This window comes from Flavobacterium amniphilum (assembly GCF_023634845.1).
GTDB classification, from domain to species: domain Bacteria; phylum Bacteroidota; class Bacteroidia; order Flavobacteriales; family Flavobacteriaceae; genus Flavobacterium; species Flavobacterium amniphilum.
On sequence record NZ_JAMLJL010000009.1, the window covers coordinates 152,794 to 172,949 of the forward strand.

Sequence of the window (20,156 nt, forward strand, 5' to 3'; positions counted from 1 at the left end):
AATCCATTTAGAAATAAATGGATTTTCTTGTTAAATAAGGCATAATTTTTGATAGATTTAATGCATAAAACTTCACTTAATTTCTTTCATTCTATGAAACGTATTTTTTTGGGAATAATAAGTTCATTATTCCTTCTTTCGTGCAGCAACGATTCTAATGTCGAACATGTTGAACGCGCATTCTATTATTGGAAAGGCAATAGCTCAATTAATGAGGATGATGCCAAGCATTTGAATGATCTTAAAGTCAGGAAATTATATGTCAAACTATTTGAAGTTGATTATACTGAAGCGAGAGGGAATTTTCCTTTTGAAAAAAGCAGGATTGATGAATATGAAGTTGGAAGAATGGATTCGGTAAAAGTGGTCCCGACTATTTTTATTAAAAACGGTATTTTTCAATATAATGATGAAAAGACACTCGATCAATTAGCTGATAATATAGTTTACCTGATTGAAAAATACAGTAAAAATGAGTACGGGGAAGATCGGAAGGTCTTTAATTATGACGAAATCCAAATTGACTGTGACTGGACAAAATCAACCAAGGACAAGTATTTCTATCTGTTGAAGAAAATCAAATCACTTTCCGGTAAAGAGATTAGTTGTACACTCCGGTTGTATCCTTATAAGTACCCTGATATTATGGGTGTTCCACCAGTGGATAAGGTAACTTTGATGTGTTACAATCTGATAAAACCACTAACAAAAAAAGATAAAAACTCAATTCTTGATATTGAAGAATTGAAGAAATACCTGAACGAACGAAAGTCGTATCCGGTTCATATCGATGTGGCGTTGCCTGTATTTTACTGGACGCAATTGTATCAGAATAATCGTTTTGCAGAACTGCTTGAATTTAGTACAAATGATGTTAAGACATTTGCCAAAAATACACAACCGCTTTGGTATCAAATTGAGAGAGATACCAGTTTTAATTATGGTGAAACATATTTGAAAGCCGGTGATCAGATTAAGTGTGAAGATGTCAAGGCATCGGATATCAATCTGGCTATTGAACTCATTAAAAAATACGTCGATTTGGATAAGACGGCGACCATCAGTTTATTTGATTTGGATGAAAATACTTTTAAGCAATATACTCATGAAGAGATTTCTGGTTTTTACAGCGGTTTTACTAAGTAGTATCAGTAAAACATTTGCCTGCGGATATTCTCCTTATGGCGAAGATGTAAGGTATTCATTATTTTTGCCTGAATACTTTGGTTATAATGATTTTAAGCCTTTTTATTATGATTCCCAATTATTCGGATTTAATTTTGAGTATGATAATTCTTTTGATTCCAATATATATGACTGGTATTATTTTACCGGAAAGAAAGTGACATTGGATGAAATCGATGAATGTATGGGAAGCTTAACATTTACGGATATTAATACCGATTCTAAAAACGGATTTGTACATTTTCTGTATCAGAATAAAATGAACAATGTGATCAATTATCTAAAGATGGCTAAAAAATGTGAGGCTGTCAATTCGCTTTTTTATGAAGATGAATGGGAAAGAGACACACCGGAGAAAAATTTACATCAACTCGCTTTTTTAAAAAAATTGAAGCAAGCCGTTATCGATGAAAAAAACGAATATCTGAAGCGTAAATATGCTTTTCTGGCAATCAGGACGAGCTATTATATAGGCAATGGTGAGTCGATGTCCTCATTGTTTGATATGTATTTTAAAAACGGAAAAAAAGATTATTTATACTATTGGAGTTTGTTTTTCAATTCTTTTACTAAAGACGACAAAAGCATCGATGTCGCAAATATAATGGCGTATTCTCCAGAAAAAAAGTATGCGGTTTATTATTATTTCCATAATGATTTTAATTTGCAAAAAGCTTTGGCCAAAGCTAAAAGCAAACAGGAGATTGCCAATGTTCATGCATATGCATCGGTACAGAAAATCAGTCCGAACTTAGAATCTTTAAAGAAGATTTACGATAATAGCCATAAGTCCAGAATACTAGACTTTTTATTGTTGCGTGAAATCAATAAAATTGAAGATTGGATCTTTACGCCTTATTATACCAATTACCTACCTTCAATAGACTCTGCTGATAACTGGTATGAGGGAGAAGAAGTTGTTGAGTCAACCAATACCTTGCGCAACCGTTCCGAAAAAGACCGTTTGTATGCTAAAATGGTCTTGGATTTTGTGAATTCAGCTGATTTGTCAAAAGTTGAAAATCCTGTTTTATGGAATGCATCACAGATTCAACTCTTGTTTATGACAAGAAACTATGCAGAATGCCTGAACAGGATTCATGAATTTGAAAAAAAACATTCTAAAGAAAAGATTTTTCAGCAAGTTGAGAAAATAAAGGCTTTATGTGTCATATCGGATCAGGGTTTTGGAAAAGCTATTGTTAAGGACGAAATCAAACCAATTATTTTAAAGTATAAAAGTGATGAACGTTTTCTGTTTTCATTAGGAAGGGAATTGGAATTCAGAGGTAATATTGCTGATGGTATGGCTTTGATTTCTTTTGGTAATTCTATTTCGGAATATTATTTGGATTATGATGCTTCATCTGGTGTGGAATGGCAAGGAAACCGTTTGAAAAGTTCCGGTAACCTGAAATATTTTTATAAGTATTTCGATTATCTGGATTTTGTGTACAGTGCTAAAGAAATGCAGATTGTAATCAATAAACTGAATCAGAATAAAACATCCCGCGATATATTTCAAAAAATTATCTATTCACAATTGTTGAAAGATAAAGACCAATTAACAGATTTGTTGGGAACCAAATATATCCGTGAAAACAGATTAATAGCTGCCGAACTTGCATTCCGTTCGATAGGAGAGAAGTATTGGAACGATAATTACAATGCCTGGGAAAGAGATGAATATGGTGAATATTATAGTTTTGAAGAAAATCCCTTTTATGATTTTAAGCACACGGAAAACTTCATTCCGCATACCGAAAAGTATTTGGTGACAAAACTTTCGGTTACACAGCATTTAATCAAGTATTTGAAGTTAGCCAATAATCCCAAAACAAAAGACAGGGATTACTATTATTTCATAATAGCCAATTGTTACGTAAATATGTCGCAATATGGTCATTCCTGGATGATGAGGCGGTATGAGTCCACTTCAGATTATCGTGAAGAAGAAGTCTATAATGAATCTTATATTGATGAAACAGATTACCGCAACAGTAATTTGGCACAGCAATATTACCGATTAGCCTATGAAAACGCTAAAACAGATAAATTTAAAGCACTGTGTTTGAGGATGATAGATTTTGCAAAGAGTAATTATCCGAATGATTTCAAAAAGCTACGCTCCCGATATCCTGAATTTTACAATGATCTTTCTAACTGTGAACATTTAGAAGAATATTTCAAATCAAGATAATAAAAAAGCGGTCATTTAAGGCCGCTTTTTTATTTATGGTAAATTCCTAATTCCAGAATATTGGTAATTTGACAATGGCACCCCGGTTTGAAATTTTCTCCAATGCATTACTCAATATGAATTGAAGTTCTATCAGTTCAAATTCATTCAGCAGGATAATGAAGTTTTTCTGTGTGGTAGGGATAGGGATTTTCCGGTCATAAATTGAATTTTCATATTCCTTTTCCCAATAAGCCGCATCGATGTTTTTTAAGTAACTATATAGTGTATTCAATTCGATATCACTTAAACTAAAGTTTAAGTTTTTATAGGTCAGTTGGTATTGTCCTTGATTTTTCAGGTAGACCAGTTGACCGTTCTCGGTTTCTTTGATTAGTATATAGTTGCATCTCATGGCTTATGTCATTTTTTATTTTTCCGTCCTCTCCAGATTAAAAATCCGGTAATGGGTAATGAAGCACAAACCAGACTTAATATAAAGGCTAAAATTTTTCCGGGCAGTCCTAAAATAGCACCGATGTGGGTGTCATAATTAGCTGCAATTGCCTTTTCTCCTAAATTTTTGTCTTTGTGGTCATGTACGTGTAATAATTCTCCGGTATTTTCATCAAAAATAAGACTGTGGTTAACGTGGTAAGAATACGATAATTGTTTTACGAATACTGAATAATTCGGATGTTCATGGTCGTCAATGTGTGGATGTCCAAAATCCAATGAATAGCCATAAGCGTCAGGGTAAAGCTCTTCCACTTTTTTACCGATTTTATCCAGAGTAGTATCCGTTCTTAATTCGATTGGCGCTTTCGTTTTGATATGTGAAAAATCAGGATAGGCAGTACTCCCTCCTGAAAATGCAAAATAAATAGCCGCCTGAATGAAGAAAAACGAATAGTATAAACCCGTAATTGCGACAATCAATGCCAAAAATGAAGCGTAAAAACCAAGGATATTATGTAGATCGTAGTTTTTTCGTTTCCAGTTTTTTACATTTTTCCAGTTGAACCAAAAGCGTTGTTTTCTGGCTGCTTTGTTTTTTGGCCACCAAAGAATAATCCCTGAAATTAACATAAAGATGAAAATCAAGGTTGGAATACCACAAATGTAAGCTCCCCATTCTGCTCTGAAAAGAAAACTGTAATGGATTGATTTTACAATGTTGAAGAAATCACTGGTTTCATCGTAAACAGCCAGTACTTCTCCATTGTAAGGATTTACATATACCGATTTGTAGATTACATATTCATCAAAGTAATTCCAAGCTTTAGGATTGTGTTCATAATAGTAAAAAATATAGCTTAAACTTTTATCAACCGGAACGTTTACCCAATGAACAGGATATTTTTCTTTGGTATGGTCATTTACTTTCTTTTCCAGGACTTTTAAAGGTAATACAGCTTTTGTGCTGGTGTTTTTCTCCTGGTGGTAAATAGCATCATCTCTGAGAGAGTCCGTTATTTCTGCCTGAAAAGCATAAAGCGCGCCAGTTATGGAGATTATAAATACAAAAAGACCTATGGTCAATCCTAACCAAAGGTGAATTTTTTTAATGCTTTTCTTTATGGAGCTTTTTTTCATGTTATTAAGGTAAAAAACTCCCCAAACGAATGGGGAGTTATTCAAACAAAAAATAAAACAAATGGACTTCGTTTAAAATTTATAGCTAACAGTTAACCTTCCGTTGATTCCTGGTTCACTTTGCCAGTAAACAATTTGATTTGGAGGTGTTGAGCTGTCTATAGTTGCGGCACCGGAATACAAATATTTATTTAAAATGTTGTTTACGTTAGCTGCAATGGTGATATGATTGTTTTTCCATGTAAGGCCACCGTCCAATCTGAAATAATCAGGTAAATTAGAGTCATTATTTGCACCCCAATCCCATGAAGAACGGCCAACCTGGTATTGGTATCCGATAGATGCACCAAGACCTTTTAAGAAAGATGTGTTTCTGAAGCTATAGTTTAACCAACCGTTTGTCATGTGTTTTGAATGACCGGCAACTTTTGTACCCACTCTACTCTGTACAATGTCTTTTGTTATTTCTACATCAGTGTTGGCGTAGTTTAAAATAATATTTAATTCAGGAGTGATTTGTCCCTGCATATCAAACTCGATTCCTTTTGATCTGACTTCGCCTAATTGTATACTGATAGGAGAGCTAGGATTAGAGAAGTCGCCTACGACAATGTTTTCTTTAGTGATTTGGAAGGCTGTTAATGTTGTTTTAAGCCTGTCTTTGAACCATGATTTCTTTAAACCGGCTTCGATATCTGTTGCAACTTCCGGTTTGAAAGGAGTTAGATTAGAGCTTAAACCAGTCTGAGGCATAAATGATTGATCATAAAGACCATAAAAAGTTAGATTAGGTATGATGTCGTAACTCACACCGAATCTTGGTGTAAAACGTGCTTTTTTGCTGTTTTGTTTATAAGCAAACACATTACCTTCAGAAAAACGGCTGGCAAGAGTTACTCTCAACTTATTGTCCAATGCCCAGATTTCATCCTGTGCGTAAAATGAATAATAGTTAACACCTTGGTGATTTGCAGCTCCTCTTTCTTTAACTGACTTTGATCGGTCAAATGTAGGGAAAACAGCATTTCCGTATACTGGGTTAAAAATATTAAAGGGAGTCATTGGGTTATCAATTAAAGCAGCTTGACCCCAATCAGCATAATAGCTTAAGTTTCTGGTATCAAAACCTCCCATGATTTTATGTGTCAATGAGCCTGTTGTGAATTCACCGTTAGTATAAATCTGAGCCAATTCGTTTCTGTTCAAGGCATCCCAAATGTTTACATAGCGAGTCATATCTCCGTTATCTGCCAAAGTGTTTACCCATGTACTGGCACCTACCTGATCAAGACGCATATACATATATTGTGCTTCAATAGACCATTTATCACTGAATTTATGGCTGAAGTTTGTTAACAAACTTAATTCCTCAATATCTGTTGTAGGGAATCCCTGGTCGATATTTGTAAAATTTCTGGATAAACTTCCAAAACCACTTGAAGCAGGTGCAAAAACATAAGCAGCACCAATCATCTGTTTGGCTTGCTGATATGTGAATTCAGTAGTTAATGAAGTGTTGTCTGAAAATTCATATCTGATTGAGGGAACAATGCTGTATCTGCTGTTTTTTTCAAACTCGCGGTTTGTTTCGGCAGTTTGATACATACCGTTGATTCTGTATTGTAATTTTCCATCCGGTGTTAATGCTCCTCCTGAATCGAGAGATCCTCTTAAAGCATTGAAGTTACCGCCTGTAAACGAAATTTCATTAATTGATTTTTTTGTTGGTTTTTTAGTGACAACATTATAAAACCCTCCAGGCTCGCCGGCAGACATCATAAATCCAGACGGACCTTTAACAAACTCAATACTTTCAACCATTGATAAGTCTTCTGAAAGTGGACCCCATGGCATTTCTACATTCATACCGTTGCGGAAAGCGGGTAGTTTGAATCCTCTCATGTTGATTCTGGCAAAATGGCCCCAATGCTCAATCATTTGTGCACCACTTACATTTCGGGTTACATTTTCCATCATATTGTTGATACCCTGATTTTTTAGAGCTTCACCGGTTACAACCTGTATGTTTTGTGGGATTTTTGCAATCTCTGTCTTTAGTCTTAAAGAACTTGAAGTTTTTACTGTTGAGAATTTATTGGTACTACCATTCACTGAAACTTCATTTAGGCCCTTAATTGAATCTTTCTTCGCTTGGTTTTTTTCCTGTGCTTGTAGGGACAGTCCAAGCAACAAGACAAGAGAAGATGTTAAGAATTTTTTATTCATCTTATTTGGATTAAATTAAAATAACGATGCAAATATAAGTTGGAATAAAAGTAAAAACAAAATTTATTTAGACTTAATCTAAATAAATTTTTAACAGTCTGAAAGCCAAAAGTTTTAAAAACTTGAAACTGAAGACTTGAAAGCTGGAACAAAAATTGTATTTTTGCACTCCAAAATAGAAGAATAGCATTATGTTAGACAGACTGCAATATGTAAAACAACGTTTTGATGAAGTTTCGGATTTGATTATCCAGCCGGATGTTATTGCCGATCAGAAGCGTTATGTACAGTTGAATAAAGAATATAAAGATTTGAAAGCTCTTGTTGATAAAAGAGAAGAGTATATCAATCTTGATGGAAATATTAAAGAAGCAAAAGAAATTATTGCTGACGGTTCAGATGCAGAGATGGTGGAAATGGCCAAAATGCAGTTGGATGAAGCGCAGGAGCGCCTACCACAATTAGAAGAAGAAATCAAATTCATGTTGATTCCTAAAGATCCTGAAGACGCTAAAAATGTTATGGTGGAAATCCGTGCCGGTACCGGTGGTGATGAGGCTTCGATTTTTGCAGGGGATTTGTACCGTATGTATACCAAATACTGTGAAACCAAGGGTTGGAGAACTACTGTTGTGGATTTAAACGAAGGAACTTCTGGCGGATTCAAAGAAATTATTTTTGAAGTAACCGGAGAAGATGTTTACGGTACTTTGAAGTTTGAAGCTGGTGTTCACCGTGTGCAACGTGTACCGCAAACCGAAACGCAAGGACGTGTGCATACTTCTGCAGCGACAGTTATGGTGTTGCCGGAAGCTGAAGAATTCGATGTGCAGATTGATATGAATGATGTGCGTATTGATTTTTTCTGTTCTTCAGGACCGGGTGGACAATCGGTAAATACTACAAAATCAGCTGTTCGTATGACGCATATCCCTACAGGTTTGGTAGCGCAGTGTCAGGACGAAAAATCGCAGCATAAGAATAAAGACAAAGCATTAACGGTATTACGTTCGCGTTTATACGAAAAAGAGTTGGCCATTAAACAGGAAGAAGATGCTAAAAAGCGTAATTCACAGGTAAGCAGTGGTGATCGTTCTGCAAAAATCAGAACGTACAACTATCCGCAAGGTCGTATAACCGACCATAGAATTGGGATGGATATCTTTGATATGGACGGTGTGATGGCTGGAAAGATCCAGAAATTCATTGATGAACTTCAATTGGTAGCAAACACGGAGAAGCTTAAGGAAAGCGAAGTATATTAAAAGTAAAGCCCTGATTTTTCAGGGCTTTTTTTATGGTTGGTCATACTAATTTTGTTAAATTCACGTTAATAAGGACGGAATATTTTTAATGCAAATTTAGCAATCAATGAACCGAACGATGAAAAAGCTGCTCACAGGAATTTTAGTTTTGTTGTGTTCTCTAGACATAAGTGCACAATCTTATTTAGGGTATTATCATGATAATTATGCGGGTGTACAATCTGTATTGTTTAATCCTGCATCTATAGCCGATTCTAATTTCAGGGCAGATATCAATTTGTTTTCTGCCAGTATTACCGGAACCAATGATTATTACGGCATAAATGTCTTCGATCTGTTTAAAAGCAACTATAATTTAGAAACCCAGGCCAAACAATTCCGCTCTGATTCCAATAATTTTATTCTGAATGCCGATTTAATGGGGCCTTCCGTCATGTTCAATATTAAACCGAAACATTCATTGGCTTTGGTTACCAGAGCAAGAGCTGTTGTAAATATTCATGATATCAATGGTGAAGTGTTTAATCAGTTAACAGATGATTTCAATTCAAATCAGGATTTTAACTTAGATGCCGGTAACTTCAATATGACCGGAAATTCATGGGGAGAATTTGGATTGTCCTATGCCGGAGTTTTTATGAATAAAGGAAAACATTTTCTGAAAGGAGGTTTTACGTTGAAATACCTCCAGGGAATTGCCAATACGTATTCACAGGGAAATAATGTGACGGTGAATTATGATTATAATGGTGTTCCTCCGCTGAATACGATTGCAACAACAGGAACTTTAATTTATGGAGGGAATTCAGATTTCTCAAAAAGTTTCAATGAATTGGATTTCGATTCAAAATCAAGTGGAATAGGAGGTGATATTGGATTTGTGTACGAATACCGCCCCGATTTTAAAAATTTTACGGCCAATGAATATAAATTGCGTTTGGGATTATCGGTAACCGATATAGGTTCAATCATGTATGATGATAACGTCCAAAAAACATATGATTTAAATCAAACCGTAACCGAAGCCCAATACGAAGGTGCGGATTCTATGGGAGAGTTTCTGGATAATAATTATACTGTAACAGAAGCTAAAGATTCAAAAAAAGTAACCCTTCCGACGGCACTCCATGCTAATCTTGACTGGAATTTGTACCGTAAGTTTTATGTGAATGTCAATGGAGATCTCAATTTGATTGATAAGAAAAAATTGAATGCCTCAGCTTTTGCTAATACGGTTTCGGTTACACCAAGATACGAAACTAAATTTTTCGGGTTTTACTTACCATTGAATTATATGGATTACCGTGGTTTTCAAGCCGGGGTCGGTTTTAGGGCAGGTCCTCTTTTTGTAGGTTCCGGTTCGGTGATAACCAATTTAATTTCAGACGAATCAAAAGGATTTGATATTCATGCCGGATTGAAAATTCCAATTTACAAAGGTGCCGGAAAAATTGATAAACCGAAAGAAGTACCAGTGACACCTGTGACTCCTAAAGTAGCTGATAAGGATTCTGATAAAGACGGATTAATGGATTCTGTTGATAAATGTCCAAACCAGGCCGGTGCAAGGGAAAATAACGGTTGTCCTTGGGGTGATTCTGATAATGACGGCGTTCTGGATAATCTGGATAAATGCCCGGCCGTTCCCGGTGCAAAAGATAACGAAGGCTGTCCGTATAAGGATAGTGACGGAGACGGAGTTTTTGATAAAGATGACAGATGTCCAACAGTGAAAGGTACCATTTCTAATTTTGGTTGTCCTGAAATTGGAGAAGATGTAGTGAGAAAGCTGAATGATTACGCTAAAACTATTTTGTTTGATGTGAACAAATCAACATTCCAGCAAAGAACATATCCTGTTTTACAAGCCATGGTAGTCATTCTGAAAGAATATCCGGCTGCAAAATTCTCGATAGAAGGACATACTGACAGTGATGGTGCTGCAGATATAAATCTAAAACTTTCAGAGAGCAGGGCAGTTGCCGTAATGAGTTATTTGGTTGAAAAAGGGATCGATGCATCCCGATTGTCTTCTAAAGGATATGGAGAAGCTAAACCGATTTCCACAAATAAAACAAAAGTGGGTAAAGCACTTAACAGAAGAGTTGAAGTAAAGCTGGTAAAATAAACCGTTTGGAAATAATAAAAAAATAAGCCTCAATTTAGAGGCTTATTTTTTTACTGAAAATTTATTGGCTATATATTGAATGCCGAATCCGGCGAGTTTCTTAAAAAGATTATTGGATTTCCCATTGATAAGTTTATTTGATATCAGTTCTGTTGTTAAACCTAACAAAGTACCGGCTAACCCTGTTTTTACTGATGGAGACGGAGACATGAAGGCAGACAAAACATTACTTACAATGCTTTCGGGTTTCATGCTTTCAATGGTTACTTCAAACTGATCCTTAAGTTCAGCGTATTCCATCCGTTGCTTCACTTCCAATACAGCAATAAGGTTGTTCAGTTTTTCTGTGGATGATAAGTTATTCATAGTGTTCAGGATTTAATTCTTCATCAAGATTGACATTTTTGAGAAGTTTCGTTACGATTCTGTCGCTTATCGGATTTTTCAGCCATTGCCATTGATACAAATAAACAGCAACAGAAATAATTAGATAAAACCCGGAAACAATCAGAAATCCTAAATACGAAGATTGTAAAATTTCACTGATCCATAAACTTAGGCCAATGTTCAGAAAAAAGATGAACATGGCAACAATCAAAAGGATTACCAATTTTGATGTTACTGAAGAAACAATATCGGCAGTTTTTTCTACCATATTCAATTTCAATAAATCAATACTTGTTTTAGTAAAGTTTTCAGTTTTACTAATCAGTAATTTCTTGTTTGTTGCCATTGTGTTCATCTTAATGCATTTTAAATGATTGTTTTATTAATGTCCTTGATGTTGCTCAGATTGACTTTTGCTTCATCAATTACTTCTTCTGCCTGATTGGTAAACTTAGATACCTGTTCAGAGGCTTTATTGGCTAAGTTTTCCAAAGAACTTTTTAGGTTGTTTTTTAATTCATTTCCCTTGGAAGCAATTTTTTTTCGGGTTTCACTTCCTTTATCGGGAGCTAATAAAATTCCTAAAGCAGCACCGGCAGCCGCTGCACCCAGTAGTCCTAAAACGATGTGACTTGTTTTCATGATTTTTAAATTTATGGGTTATACTTTAAATTGTTTTTCCTTTAATCAGTCTCAGTAAAATAGCAATAACTGCAATGATTAATAAGAGGTGTATTAAACTACCTGCGCTATATACAAAAAATCCTAAGGCCCATAGTATTACCAATACCACCGCTGCCATATATAATAAGTTTTGCATGACTGTTTTGTTTTAATTTTAAAATTTGAATGCAATATATAAGTTGGCGTTACTGTTTTTAGCATCCAATGCATTATATGCTGTTCCGCCTATTTGTTGTTCTTTTCCAACGGTCGTTAGTCCGTAGTTATATCGTAATCCGATACCGATGTCTTTGAAGTCAAATCCGACTCCACCAGATAAACCGGCATCAAACCTGTTGAAATCATCTTCATCCAAATCAGTAAAAGTAGCTGAACCGTCTGATGATACGTTTTTTATTTTGGAGTCCACCAAAAAAGCAAGGTATGGACCAAAATGTAAATTGAAATTTGGTGTGATATTCGCTTTAATCAGCATCGGAACTTCCAGATAGCTTAAAGTGAATTTACGGGTTCCGCTGTCAAAAATGTTATTGTATGTTACTTCTGAACCTTTGGTTGTAAAATTAAACTCGGGCTGGAATGAAACACCGCTGCTAAGAGGCATATTTCCATAAAGACCGATGTTGAGACCCACCAACATATTTTTGTCGTCTACATCTTTTACATACATATTGGAAAAATTGACACCACCTTTCAAGCCTACACTCGGTTCTGTTGAAACCTGTGCATTTGCCTGATTCAATAAAGATAAGATCATAACTGCTGTGATAGCGATACATTTGTTTACGTTTTTCATGGTATTTGAAATTTATTGTTTTTATAATTTTAGTAATACAGTAAACAAGAACTAAGCCATGATTATTGAAAAGTGTACAAATGAATCATGGCTTTTAGCCCCAATTCGTTCTTGTTTTTTTTGCTTACGGCAACTATATGAAAGATTTATTTCTATGAACTTATACAACAAAGTTGCTACGAATTCGGAAGTAATATGTTACAGGATTTTTTGAACATGTTACACAATTTTAATTTCCTCATGATTTGTGTCAAGAATAATCTTTGCTGTTTGTATTACAAAGATGCTTTGAATTGCTTAGGTATGTGTTACAGAATTTTTACGCTCTGTTACAGAATTTTCACACGGTGTGATTTAAGTAAAAAAAATCCCGATTGTATCGGGATTGTATGTTGTTGATTTTAAGATTCTTTCGGAAGGTAAATGCTGAAAATAGCCCCTTTGTCCGGATTTCCTTCGGCAAAGATGTAGCCTTTGTGGTTTTCGACAATTTTTTTACAGATGGCCAATCCGATTCCGGTTCCGTCATATTCTGTTTTTCCGTGAAGACGGCTGAATAAGGCAAATATTTTTTCGGCATATTGCTGGTCAAAACCGATGCCGTTATCTTCAAAAGTGATTTTATGATATTTGTCCTTGACTGAAAGGTTCAAGATGGCTTCATTTTCGGCAATAATTTCAGTTTGTCTGATTTCGATAAACGGAGCAACATTTTCCTTACTGTATTTTAATGAATTATGAATTAAATTAGTGAACAGTTGTTGCATTTGGAACGGAATTGCATTTAAAACCGGAAGTTTGTCATACTTAATTGTTGCTTTGGTATCTTCAATGAATTGGTTTAATTCAGTTTTTGAATTTTCAAGAAGTGTATTCAAGTCTGTTTTTTCAAATACACTTTCGGCTCTTGTTGTTCTTGAAAATTGTAATAAATCATCAATAAGTACGCGCATTCTTCCAGCTGAAACTTTAATACGGTTTAAATATTGCTGCCCGGCTTCCGAAATTGCTCCGTATTCTTTCTCAATTAGTCTTGAAATAAATGTTTCTATTTTACGCAGCGGTTCCTGTAAATCATGACTTGCCACATAATTGAACGCTTGTAATTCCTTGTTGTTTGCTTCCAGAATTCGGTTTCTTTCTTCTAACTCCTGACCGGCAGTAATTTCATCGGTAATATCAGTTGTGGTGCCAATTAAAATGTGCTCGCCGGATTTGTTTTCAACGACTCTGCCTATTGCCTTGAAGTGACGTAAAGTTCCGTCTTTTCTTATGACACGGTACATGAAAGGAGCTAATATCTCCTGATGGATCATTTTGTATGAAGTTTCTTTTACACCATTAATGTCTTCAGGATGAACATGTTTAAGGAAATCTTCCCGCGTGGCTTTGAAGCTTTTAGGTTCATAGCCAAATAAACGGTATTCGTTGTCTGAAAAAATATATTCATAAGTTTCCAGATTTAAAAACCAGGTTCCATAATTCCCCACTATTTCAGCCAGATTGGATGATTCGTTTGCAACGATTAATTCGTCGTTATTCTGTTTGATGTTGTTCAGATCAGCATTCATCTTGAAATAAGCCAGTGATAATAATCCAAGAATAAATAACAATAAAAGATAAATGATGACTGGTGTTATGTTTTGGTTGTCTTCATAGTTGGCTTTTCTGATGTCGAGTAGCTTTTCTTCAAGTTTTACCATTTTGTTTACCTGCACCTTGATGTCATAAATTGCTTTTTTACCGGAAAGCAATTCATCGGAAAAGTTATCGGTATGAGTGCCGGATTCCACAATTTTGAAAGCATGGTTTACATTCTCATATTTGGCGATGACCAGTTTTTCAAGTATTTCGGTGTTTTTTCGCTGTTCCGGATTTTCTTCAGTGAGTTTTTTTACTTTATCAAGTGATTTTTGAACGTCTTTTTTGTAGATATTGATGGCAAATTTTATCGTTTGGTCTTTGGTTAACAGATAATCTCTTTTGGCGACTTCTATATCTTTAATGTCGGCATATAAGTGCTCTAATTCGATGGCAGTTCTATAGGTATGATTGACCCATTTCGCTGAATTTGAAAGCGAATGAATATGCTTGAGGCTGATACCCGCTATGAAAAAAATAATGGCGATGGAGATAACGAATATCACCTTCAGAAATAACGGGGGTCTATAGATTTTTATAAAGTCCATGATTACATCCGCAATAAGAAATTATCCTTGTTTAAACCCGAAGTATGGTATTGCCAATTGATTGTTACCACATCAGAAAGTACCTTTTTTAAGGTGTTGAAATCGGAAGGTTTCTTAATGTAAATATTAGCACCGCTAACAAACGTTTCTTCGATATGTTCTTCTGATGAAGAGGTTGAATAGATAGCGATGGCTATATTGTCAAATTTTGGATTGGACTTAATTTCATGTAAAGCCTCCAGACCGTTTTTGCGGGGCATGTTTAAGTCCAAAAAAAGAACTTCCGGAAGAATAGCATCTTCCTGGTTCAGATAATCCATTAATTCGACACCGTCATTAAAAGTTTGTACTTTAGTGCTTATTTTCAATTCCGAAAAAGCATCGGTGAAAAATAATCTGTCGTCTTCATCATCATCGGCAAGGATAATGTGGATATATTCTTTTTCCATATTGTGCTATTTGGTATTGGCTATTTCCCTTCTTTTGGCAATAATACGCTGAAATTGTGAAGGTGTGATTCCTGTTGTGTTTTTGAATTGTGTACTCAAATGTGCGACACTGGAATAATTGAGTTTATAGGCAATTTCGGTGAGAGTCAGTTTGTCGTTTACAATGAGCTGCTTGGCGTATTCAGTTTTTTGGATGATTATATAATTCTCAATGGAAGTATACGTTACTTCGCTGAATAAATTGGATAAATATCCGTAACTGTGATTCAATTTGTCTGCCAGATAGGCTGAAGCTTTTACTGATGGTGCATTTTCACTGAAAACCATTTCGATAATAGCATCTTTAATTTTTTGTACCAAAACCGTTTTCTGGTTTTCGATGATTTCGATACCAAATTCACTGAAAATTGAAGAGATTTCTTCCAGTTTTTCATCAGAAACAGCAGTAAGAAATTCGACTTCACCAAAACCTGTGATGTTGAATTTTATGTCCAATTCTGACAGTTTTTCCTCCAGAATTTTCCTGGTCAAAATATTGAAGTCAAACTTTAAGAATGCTTTCATAGCTATTGGTTTTGTTCGTTAATTGATTTTAACTGTATCGACTCAGAGGCAATATTATGACCTTTTTGTAATAATGTTTTAAAAACTCTCAGCATGATATCACTGCGCAAGCGGGAAGCTGATGCATTTACATTTTCGGTTTTGAACCAAAACTGTGCCCTGACAATAATTGAACCTGAATTGATTTCATCAATGACAACCCTTGGTGACGGACTTTTTTCGACCTTCTCAAAACCCTTCAGGATATCTTCGATAACTTTAATTGCCTTTTCGGTGTCCTCGTTATTTTCGATGCTGATGGAAAATTCGGAACGCAGCAAATTATCGTACGTATGGTTAACCAATAAATTTTTAACCAACATGGCATTCGGAATAAAGACTTCTTTTCCGTCAGATGTTTTAATGATGGTTTCCCGAAGTGACATTTCGGTTACACGGCCTCTTACACTTTCAATTTCGATTAAATCACCTACTTTGAACGGTCTGCGGAAGGCCATTAAAATTCCGGCCAGAAAATTTTCACCTATGTCTTTAAGTGCAAAACCAATGATGAAAGTAGTAATTCCGGCTCCTGCCAATATTCTGTCGGTCACATGACCCCAACCCAATATACTTAAGCAGATAATCACCAGGATAACCGTAAGGATAAATGCAATCAGGTTTACCAGAAAGTCGCTGGCTAATGAATCTTCCGATTTTTTATCGATGTAATCAAAAGCAATTTTCTTTAATTTTTTTATGGCAAAATACCCAATAACCAGCAGTATGATTGCTATGATGATCAACGGGAATTTGGCTATAAAGAAATGTTGGATTTCTTCCAGCGTCTGATTAAGGGTTTTATATTCCAGTAAAATACTTGTCATTTTGATTTATGTTGTTTCTTCTGATTCTTTTTGTTCCCTGATTTCTTCCCAATGCTCGAGCCTTATTTTGGCTTTGCTTTTTAAATGTTCTTCTGAGGGTTCGCCTATAAGGAAACCGTAAGGTCTTAGGTTTGGTGTGTGGTCAAAAATAATTTTCAAAGAGGCTGTAATCGGTAACGCCAGAATCATTCCGGCTGTTCCCCAAAGCATTGAGAACAATACTAAGGAAACTATCGATATAAAAGCATTGACACTTACTTTTGAACCGGTTATTTTCGGGGTGATGAAGTTTCCTTCCAAAAACTGTACAAATCCAAATATACCAATCACACCAAGTGAATACCAAGCCGAATCTTTAGTAGCCAAAGCAACCAGTGCCGGTAAAAGCGACCCGATGATAATTCCTATGTAGGGAATCAACAATAAAAGTGCTGCCAGAAACCCGAAGAAAATTGCATTTTCAATTCCAAGTAAAAGCAATCCCACACTGTTTAAAACTCCCACAATAAGCATTACTGTAAATAATCCCAGAAGATAACTTTTTTGTACATCATAAATCTTATCCAGGATGATATTCAGGAATTTGTTATTTTTCTCCGGGAAAGCTTTATGGATAAATTCAACGAAAAATTTTCGGTATAATAAGAGAAAGAAAATGTAAATCGGGATTAAGAATAAATCACTCAAAATACCCGTTGAAGAACTTAAAAAGTCCCCGATTTTTGAAAAATTATTACGGATCAGTGTTTCAAACTTGATTTCATTCTGGTCTACTAACCTGCTTTTGTTTAAGCCGAAATTGTTTTCGAAATAAGTCAGTGTTTCGTTGTATAATTCGGTTAATTTAGTCGTATATAAATCACTTTTCCCTACAAAATTTGAAATCTGTGCACTGATCAGCCAAATCAAAGTACCGATTATAAAACCAAGTATCAATAAAACTGTCAATGCTGAAAAAATGCGATTGAAACGTAATTTTTGCTCAAGGAAATTGACAATTGGAAAAACCATCACACTCAATATAACCGATATTAATAATGGTACCAAAAAAGGCTTCATGATATAAAGGATCGAGATGATGGCAATTAACGATATAAGATTGTATGCTAACTGGGCTGTAGGATTTGATGCAGGTAATTTCATACGTAAATTTAAAAATTTAATTGAAACACGATTCTTCTGCATATGATTTTTATTTTAAAAGCCCTGATAATTCAGGGCTTGAAATTTTTTTATTGGAAGAACTTATTTTCCGAGCGGGAAATTGTAGGTGACTCCAAGTCCTAAACTGCCGGTGTCATAATTTTGTGAACCTATCTCACCTTTACTTCCGGTAAATACTTTGGTGTATTGCAACGAAATGTTCCAATGCCAGTTGTGCCAGCCTATTTCGGGTTTAATGTAAAGTCCTCCATCCGGTCTTTCCACGTCTGAATTATCGGCTACTTTTTCCAATCCGGTAATAAATCCGTACCCAACGTCACTTCCGAAGAATAATCCCGCTTCTTTTGAGTAAATCCTGATCATACCTGCAACAGGGATTACCCCAAAATCATTGTTTTCCAATCCGTCATTGTCTTTGCCAAAATATTGTTTGTATCCGGTGGCTAGACCTAAACCGAATCCCGGAGTAATTAAATTCTGGTAGGCAAAGTCGACACCTGCGGACATGGATGCATTTGATGAAGGAAGTGCAACTCCTGCATTTGCACCAATTTTAAACATATTGGTCATGTCTTCATGCTGTGCATAAACAAATCCAACACTTAATAAACTCAACCCAAGTATCAGTTTTTTTAAAGTCGTTTCCATAATATGATTATTTTAATGTTTCTAATTTGTTGTGTTTACCTTACAAAGTTCTGATTAGTCCTTAAGCTTTTTGTTACAGGATTTTTCTGTATTGTTATATAATTTTGAGAATTGGGTGACAACTTCGTACTTTTGCAACACAACTTAAAAAAATGACAACACAACAACTTCACTCACAAATTCAGGCTAAAAAATCATTTTTATGTATTGGTCTGGATGTCGATTTAAAAAAGATTCCAAAGCATTTATTAGAAACTGAAGATCCAATCTTTGAATTCAATAAGGCTATCATTGATGCGACACATAATTTATGTGTTTCCTATAAGCCAAATATTGCTTTTTATGAAGCATATGGATTGAAAGGATGGCAATCATTGCAGAAAACCATTCAGTATATTAATCAAAACCATCCTGATATTTTTACAATTGCCGATGCTAAAAGAGGTGATATCGGGAATACATCTTCCATGTATGCGAAAGCTTTTTTTGAAGATTTAGAATTTGACTCGGTTACTGTAGCACCTTATATGGGGAAAGATTCGGTTGAACCGTTTCTGGCTTTTGAAAATAAACATACCATTATGCTGGCATTAACCTCAAACGAAGGTGCTTTTGATTTCCAGACGCAAAATGTTGAAGGGAAGGAATTGTATAAAGTGGTTTTGGAAACTTCCAAAAAGTGGAAAAATGCACAAAACCTAATGTATGTGGTTGGTGCAACTAAAGCAGAATATTTCACGGAAATACGTAAAATTGTTCCGGACAGTTTTTTGTTGGTTCCGGGAGTTGGAGCACAAGGCGGAAGTTTGTCAGAAGTGTGCCAATATGGAATGAATGAAAATGTAGGATTACTGATTAATTCTTCCCGTGCTGTTATTTATGCTTCAAGTGGTTTGGATTTTGCTGATAAAGCAAGAGAAGAAGCACTGAAACTCCAACAGGAAATGGAACTCATTTTGAAAAAATAATTATAAATTTTGGCAGAAACTATTTTTAAAGATCAGTTGGGAAACCAACATGTTTTTGAAACCGCTCCTAAAAGAATTGTTTCATTAGTACCTTCACAAACAGAATTGTTGTATGATTTAGGGTTGGAGGAAAGTATTGTCGGTATTACTAAATTCTGTGTACATCCTTTTCATTTTAAATCAACAAAAAAGATTGTTGGCGGTACTAAAAAAATACATATTGATAAAATCAAAGCTTTAGAGCCTGATATCATTATTTGTAATAAAGAAGAAAATACAAAGGAGATTGTCGATTCCCTGCAAGGTGTTTGTCCGGTTTGGGTTACTGATATCTATACTGTTGAGGATAATAACCAGATGATATTTGATTTCGGACAGTTGTTCAATAAGCGGACAGAAGCGATGAAGTGGCTTGATAAAATTAACTTTGCCCACAAAGATTTCTTGAATTTCATCAAAAATTTCGAATCACAGAAAGTAGCTTATTTTATTTGGGCAAATCCTTATATGGTAGCCGGAGGTAATACCTTTATCAATGAACTTTTGGAATTAAATAAATTTGAAAATATTTATGCCAATAATGAGAAGTATGAAGGCAGATATCCGGAAGTAGTGGTGCAGAAAATGCGTATTCAGGGTGATCCGGATATTATTTTTCTTTCTTCGGAGCCATTTCCGTTTAAGGACGAGCATGCTTTTGAATTAGGCAGGCATACCCATCATGCCAAAACTGTTTTTGTTGATGGTGAAATGTTTTCATGGTACGGAACACGATTGGTTAAAGCCTTTGATTACTTTAAGAAACTACGTGCCCGTATTGGTGAAATGCATTTGCACTACCATTAAAAATAATCTATCTTTA

20 protein-coding genes are annotated in these 20,156 nt (G+C 35.2%); 6 read left to right on the forward strand and 14 right to left on the reverse strand.

The window, feature by feature from the left end; translation table 11 throughout:
- The first annotated feature begins 93 nt into the window (after positions 1-93).
- Both NAT51_RS11980 and NAT51_RS11985 read left to right on the forward strand, forming a co-directional pair.
- A complete protein-coding gene (locus NAT51_RS11980; RefSeq protein WP_250599165.1) occupies positions 94-1,146 on the forward strand; it encodes a hypothetical protein in 1,053 nt (350 codons plus the stop codon).
- The gene (locus tag NAT51_RS11985) at positions 1,106-3,385 is read left to right on the forward strand and encodes a hypothetical protein (protein WP_250599166.1); all 2,280 of its coding nucleotides are present in this window, start codon (positions 1,106-1,108) and stop codon (positions 3,383-3,385) included. The genes NAT51_RS11980 and NAT51_RS11985 overlap by 41 nt, the downstream gene beginning before the upstream one ends.
- Positions 3,386-3,431: 46 nt before the next feature.
- Here the strand turns inward: NAT51_RS11985 and NAT51_RS11990 are convergent, their stop codons facing one another.
- The 3 genes from NAT51_RS11990 to NAT51_RS12000 form a co-directional block, all read right to left on the reverse strand.
- Positions 3,432-3,779 carry a DUF6686 family protein gene (locus tag NAT51_RS11990; RefSeq protein ID WP_250599167.1) on the reverse strand — a complete coding sequence of 116 codons (348 nt, stop codon included), beginning with the start codon at positions 3,777-3,779 and terminating at the stop codon, positions 3,432-3,434.
- Positions 3,780-3,787: 8 nt separating this feature from the next.
- Positions 3,788-4,960: a PepSY-associated TM helix domain-containing protein gene (locus tag NAT51_RS11995; protein WP_250599168.1), complete on the reverse strand. Its 1,173-nt coding sequence runs from the start codon at positions 4,958-4,960 to the stop codon at positions 3,788-3,790.
- 72 nt (positions 4,961-5,032) lie between these two features.
- On the reverse strand, positions 5,033-7,186 hold the full coding sequence (locus NAT51_RS12000) for a TonB-dependent siderophore receptor (protein ID WP_250599169.1): 2,154 nt from the start codon (positions 7,184-7,186) through the stop codon (positions 5,033-5,035).
- Between the two features lie 191 nt (positions 7,187-7,377).
- Here NAT51_RS12000 and prfA point away from each other — a divergent pair, with 191 nt between their 5' ends.
- Both prfA and NAT51_RS12010 read left to right on the forward strand, forming a co-directional pair.
- Positions 7,378-8,451, forward strand: a complete 1,074-nt coding sequence (gene prfA, locus NAT51_RS12005; protein ID WP_250599170.1) for a peptide chain release factor 1 — start codon at positions 7,378-7,380, stop codon at positions 8,449-8,451.
- 118 nt (positions 8,452-8,569) lie between these two features.
- Positions 8,570-10,579, forward strand: a complete 2,010-nt coding sequence (locus tag NAT51_RS12010; protein ID WP_250599171.1) for a DUF5723 family protein — start codon at positions 8,570-8,572, stop codon at positions 10,577-10,579.
- Positions 10,580-10,621: 42 nt separating this feature from the next.
- On the opposite strand, the gene NAT51_RS12015 is transcribed toward NAT51_RS12010, so the two are convergent.
- The 11 genes from NAT51_RS12015 to NAT51_RS12065 all read right to left on the reverse strand — a co-directional run bounded on the left by NAT51_RS12015 (position 10,622) and on the right by NAT51_RS12065 (position 18,326).
- Positions 10,622-10,945 carry a hypothetical protein gene (locus NAT51_RS12015; protein WP_250599172.1) on the reverse strand — a complete coding sequence of 108 codons (324 nt, stop codon included), beginning with the start codon at positions 10,943-10,945 and terminating at the stop codon, positions 10,622-10,624.
- Complete coding sequence (locus NAT51_RS12020; RefSeq protein WP_250599173.1) at positions 10,938-11,321, reverse strand: phage holin family protein; 384 nt, start codon at positions 11,319-11,321, stop codon at positions 10,938-10,940. The genes NAT51_RS12015 and NAT51_RS12020 overlap by 8 nt, the downstream gene beginning before the upstream one ends.
- Positions 11,322-11,332: 11 nt before the next feature.
- A complete protein-coding gene (locus NAT51_RS12025) occupies positions 11,333-11,608 on the reverse strand; it encodes a YtxH domain-containing protein (protein ID WP_250599174.1) in 276 nt (91 codons plus the stop codon).
- Positions 11,609-11,633: 25 nt separating this feature from the next.
- On the reverse strand, positions 11,634-11,786 hold the full coding sequence (locus NAT51_RS12030; RefSeq protein ID WP_250599175.1) for a lmo0937 family membrane protein: 153 nt from the start codon (positions 11,784-11,786) through the stop codon (positions 11,634-11,636).
- 18 nt (positions 11,787-11,804) lie between these two features.
- Positions 11,805-12,446, reverse strand: a complete 642-nt coding sequence (locus NAT51_RS12035) for a porin family protein (RefSeq protein WP_250599176.1) — start codon at positions 12,444-12,446, stop codon at positions 11,805-11,807.
- Between the two features lie 401 nt (positions 12,447-12,847).
- Entirely contained in the window at positions 12,848-14,635 is a 1,788-nt protein-coding gene (locus NAT51_RS12040) for an ATP-binding protein (RefSeq protein WP_250599177.1), read from the reverse strand.
- A 2-nt stretch (positions 14,636-14,637) separates the two neighbouring features.
- Positions 14,638-15,084, reverse strand: coding sequence for a response regulator (locus tag NAT51_RS12045; RefSeq protein ID WP_250599178.1), 447 nt, complete (start codon positions 15,082-15,084; stop codon positions 14,638-14,640).
- A 6-nt stretch (positions 15,085-15,090) separates the two neighbouring features.
- Positions 15,091-15,648 carry a helix-turn-helix domain-containing protein gene (locus tag NAT51_RS12050; RefSeq protein WP_250599179.1) on the reverse strand — a complete coding sequence of 186 codons (558 nt, stop codon included), beginning with the start codon at positions 15,646-15,648 and terminating at the stop codon, positions 15,091-15,093.
- A 2-nt stretch (positions 15,649-15,650) separates the two neighbouring features.
- Positions 15,651-16,514 carry a mechanosensitive ion channel family protein gene (locus tag NAT51_RS12055; protein WP_250599180.1) on the reverse strand — a complete coding sequence of 288 codons (864 nt, stop codon included), beginning with the start codon at positions 16,512-16,514 and terminating at the stop codon, positions 15,651-15,653.
- A gap of 6 nt (positions 16,515-16,520) precedes the next feature.
- A complete protein-coding gene (locus tag NAT51_RS12060; protein ID WP_250599181.1) occupies positions 16,521-17,699 on the reverse strand; it encodes an AI-2E family transporter in 1,179 nt (392 codons plus the stop codon).
- A 60-nt stretch (positions 17,700-17,759) separates the two neighbouring features.
- Positions 17,760-18,326: a hypothetical protein gene (locus NAT51_RS12065; protein ID WP_250599182.1), complete on the reverse strand. Its 567-nt coding sequence runs from the start codon at positions 18,324-18,326 to the stop codon at positions 17,760-17,762.
- A gap of 152 nt (positions 18,327-18,478) precedes the next feature.
- On the opposite strand from NAT51_RS12065, the gene pyrF reads away from it, so the two are divergent.
- Both pyrF and NAT51_RS12075 read left to right on the forward strand, forming a co-directional pair.
- Positions 18,479-19,294: an orotidine-5'-phosphate decarboxylase gene (pyrF, locus tag NAT51_RS12070; RefSeq protein ID WP_250599183.1), complete on the forward strand. Its 816-nt coding sequence runs from the start codon at positions 18,479-18,481 to the stop codon at positions 19,292-19,294.
- Between the two features lie 9 nt (positions 19,295-19,303).
- The gene (locus NAT51_RS12075; protein WP_250599184.1) at positions 19,304-20,140 is read left to right on the forward strand and encodes an ABC transporter substrate-binding protein; all 837 of its coding nucleotides are present in this window, start codon (positions 19,304-19,306) and stop codon (positions 20,138-20,140) included.
- The last annotated feature ends 16 nt before the right edge of the window (positions 20,141-20,156 follow it).

Coding starts and splice junctions, on each gene's coding strand:
- NAT51_RS11985 (WP_250599166.1), top strand. CDS start 1,106: ATGAAGAGATTTCTGGTTTTTACAGCGGTTTTACTAAGTAGTATCAGT.
- NAT51_RS12050 (WP_250599179.1), bottom strand. CDS start 15,648: ATGAAAGCATTCTTAAAGTTTGACTTCAATATTTTGACCAGGAAAATT.
- NAT51_RS12000 (WP_250599169.1), bottom strand. CDS start 7,186: ATGAATAAAAAATTCTTAACATCTTCTCTTGTCTTGTTGCTTGGACTG.
- NAT51_RS12030 (WP_250599175.1), bottom strand. CDS start 11,786: ATGCAAAACTTATTATATATGGCAGCGGTGGTATTGGTAATACTATGG.
- NAT51_RS12015 (WP_250599172.1), bottom strand. CDS start 10,945: ATGAATAACTTATCATCCACAGAAAAACTGAACAACCTTATTGCTGTA.
- NAT51_RS11980 (WP_250599165.1), top strand. CDS start 94: ATGAAACGTATTTTTTTGGGAATAATAAGTTCATTATTCCTTCTTTCG.
- NAT51_RS12065 (WP_250599182.1), bottom strand. CDS start 18,326: ATGGAAACGACTTTAAAAAAACTGATACTTGGGTTGAGTTTATTAAGT.
- NAT51_RS12045 (WP_250599178.1), bottom strand. CDS start 15,084: ATGGAAAAAGAATATATCCACATTATCCTTGCCGATGATGATGAAGAC.
- prfA (WP_250599170.1), top strand. CDS start 7,378: ATGTTAGACAGACTGCAATATGTAAAACAACGTTTTGATGAAGTTTCG.
- NAT51_RS12055 (WP_250599180.1), bottom strand. CDS start 16,514: ATGACAAGTATTTTACTGGAATATAAAACCCTTAATCAGACGCTGGAA.
- NAT51_RS12025 (WP_250599174.1), bottom strand. CDS start 11,608: ATGAAAACAAGTCACATCGTTTTAGGACTACTGGGTGCAGCGGCTGCC.
- NAT51_RS12060 (WP_250599181.1), bottom strand. CDS start 17,699: ATGCAGAAGAATCGTGTTTCAATTAAATTTTTAAATTTACGTATGAAA.
- NAT51_RS12020 (WP_250599173.1), bottom strand. CDS start 11,321: ATGAACACAATGGCAACAAACAAGAAATTACTGATTAGTAAAACTGAA.
- NAT51_RS12035 (WP_250599176.1), bottom strand. CDS start 12,446: ATGAAAAACGTAAACAAATGTATCGCTATCACAGCAGTTATGATCTTA.
- NAT51_RS11990 (WP_250599167.1), bottom strand. CDS start 3,779: ATGAGATGCAACTATATACTAATCAAAGAAACCGAGAACGGTCAACTG.
- NAT51_RS11995 (WP_250599168.1), bottom strand. CDS start 4,960: ATGAAAAAAAGCTCCATAAAGAAAAGCATTAAAAAAATTCACCTTTGG.
- NAT51_RS12010 (WP_250599171.1), top strand. CDS start 8,570: ATGAAAAAGCTGCTCACAGGAATTTTAGTTTTGTTGTGTTCTCTAGAC.
- NAT51_RS12040 (WP_250599177.1), bottom strand. CDS start 14,635: ATGGACTTTATAAAAATCTATAGACCCCCGTTATTTCTGAAGGTGATA.
- pyrF (WP_250599183.1), top strand. CDS start 18,479: ATGACAACACAACAACTTCACTCACAAATTCAGGCTAAAAAATCATTT.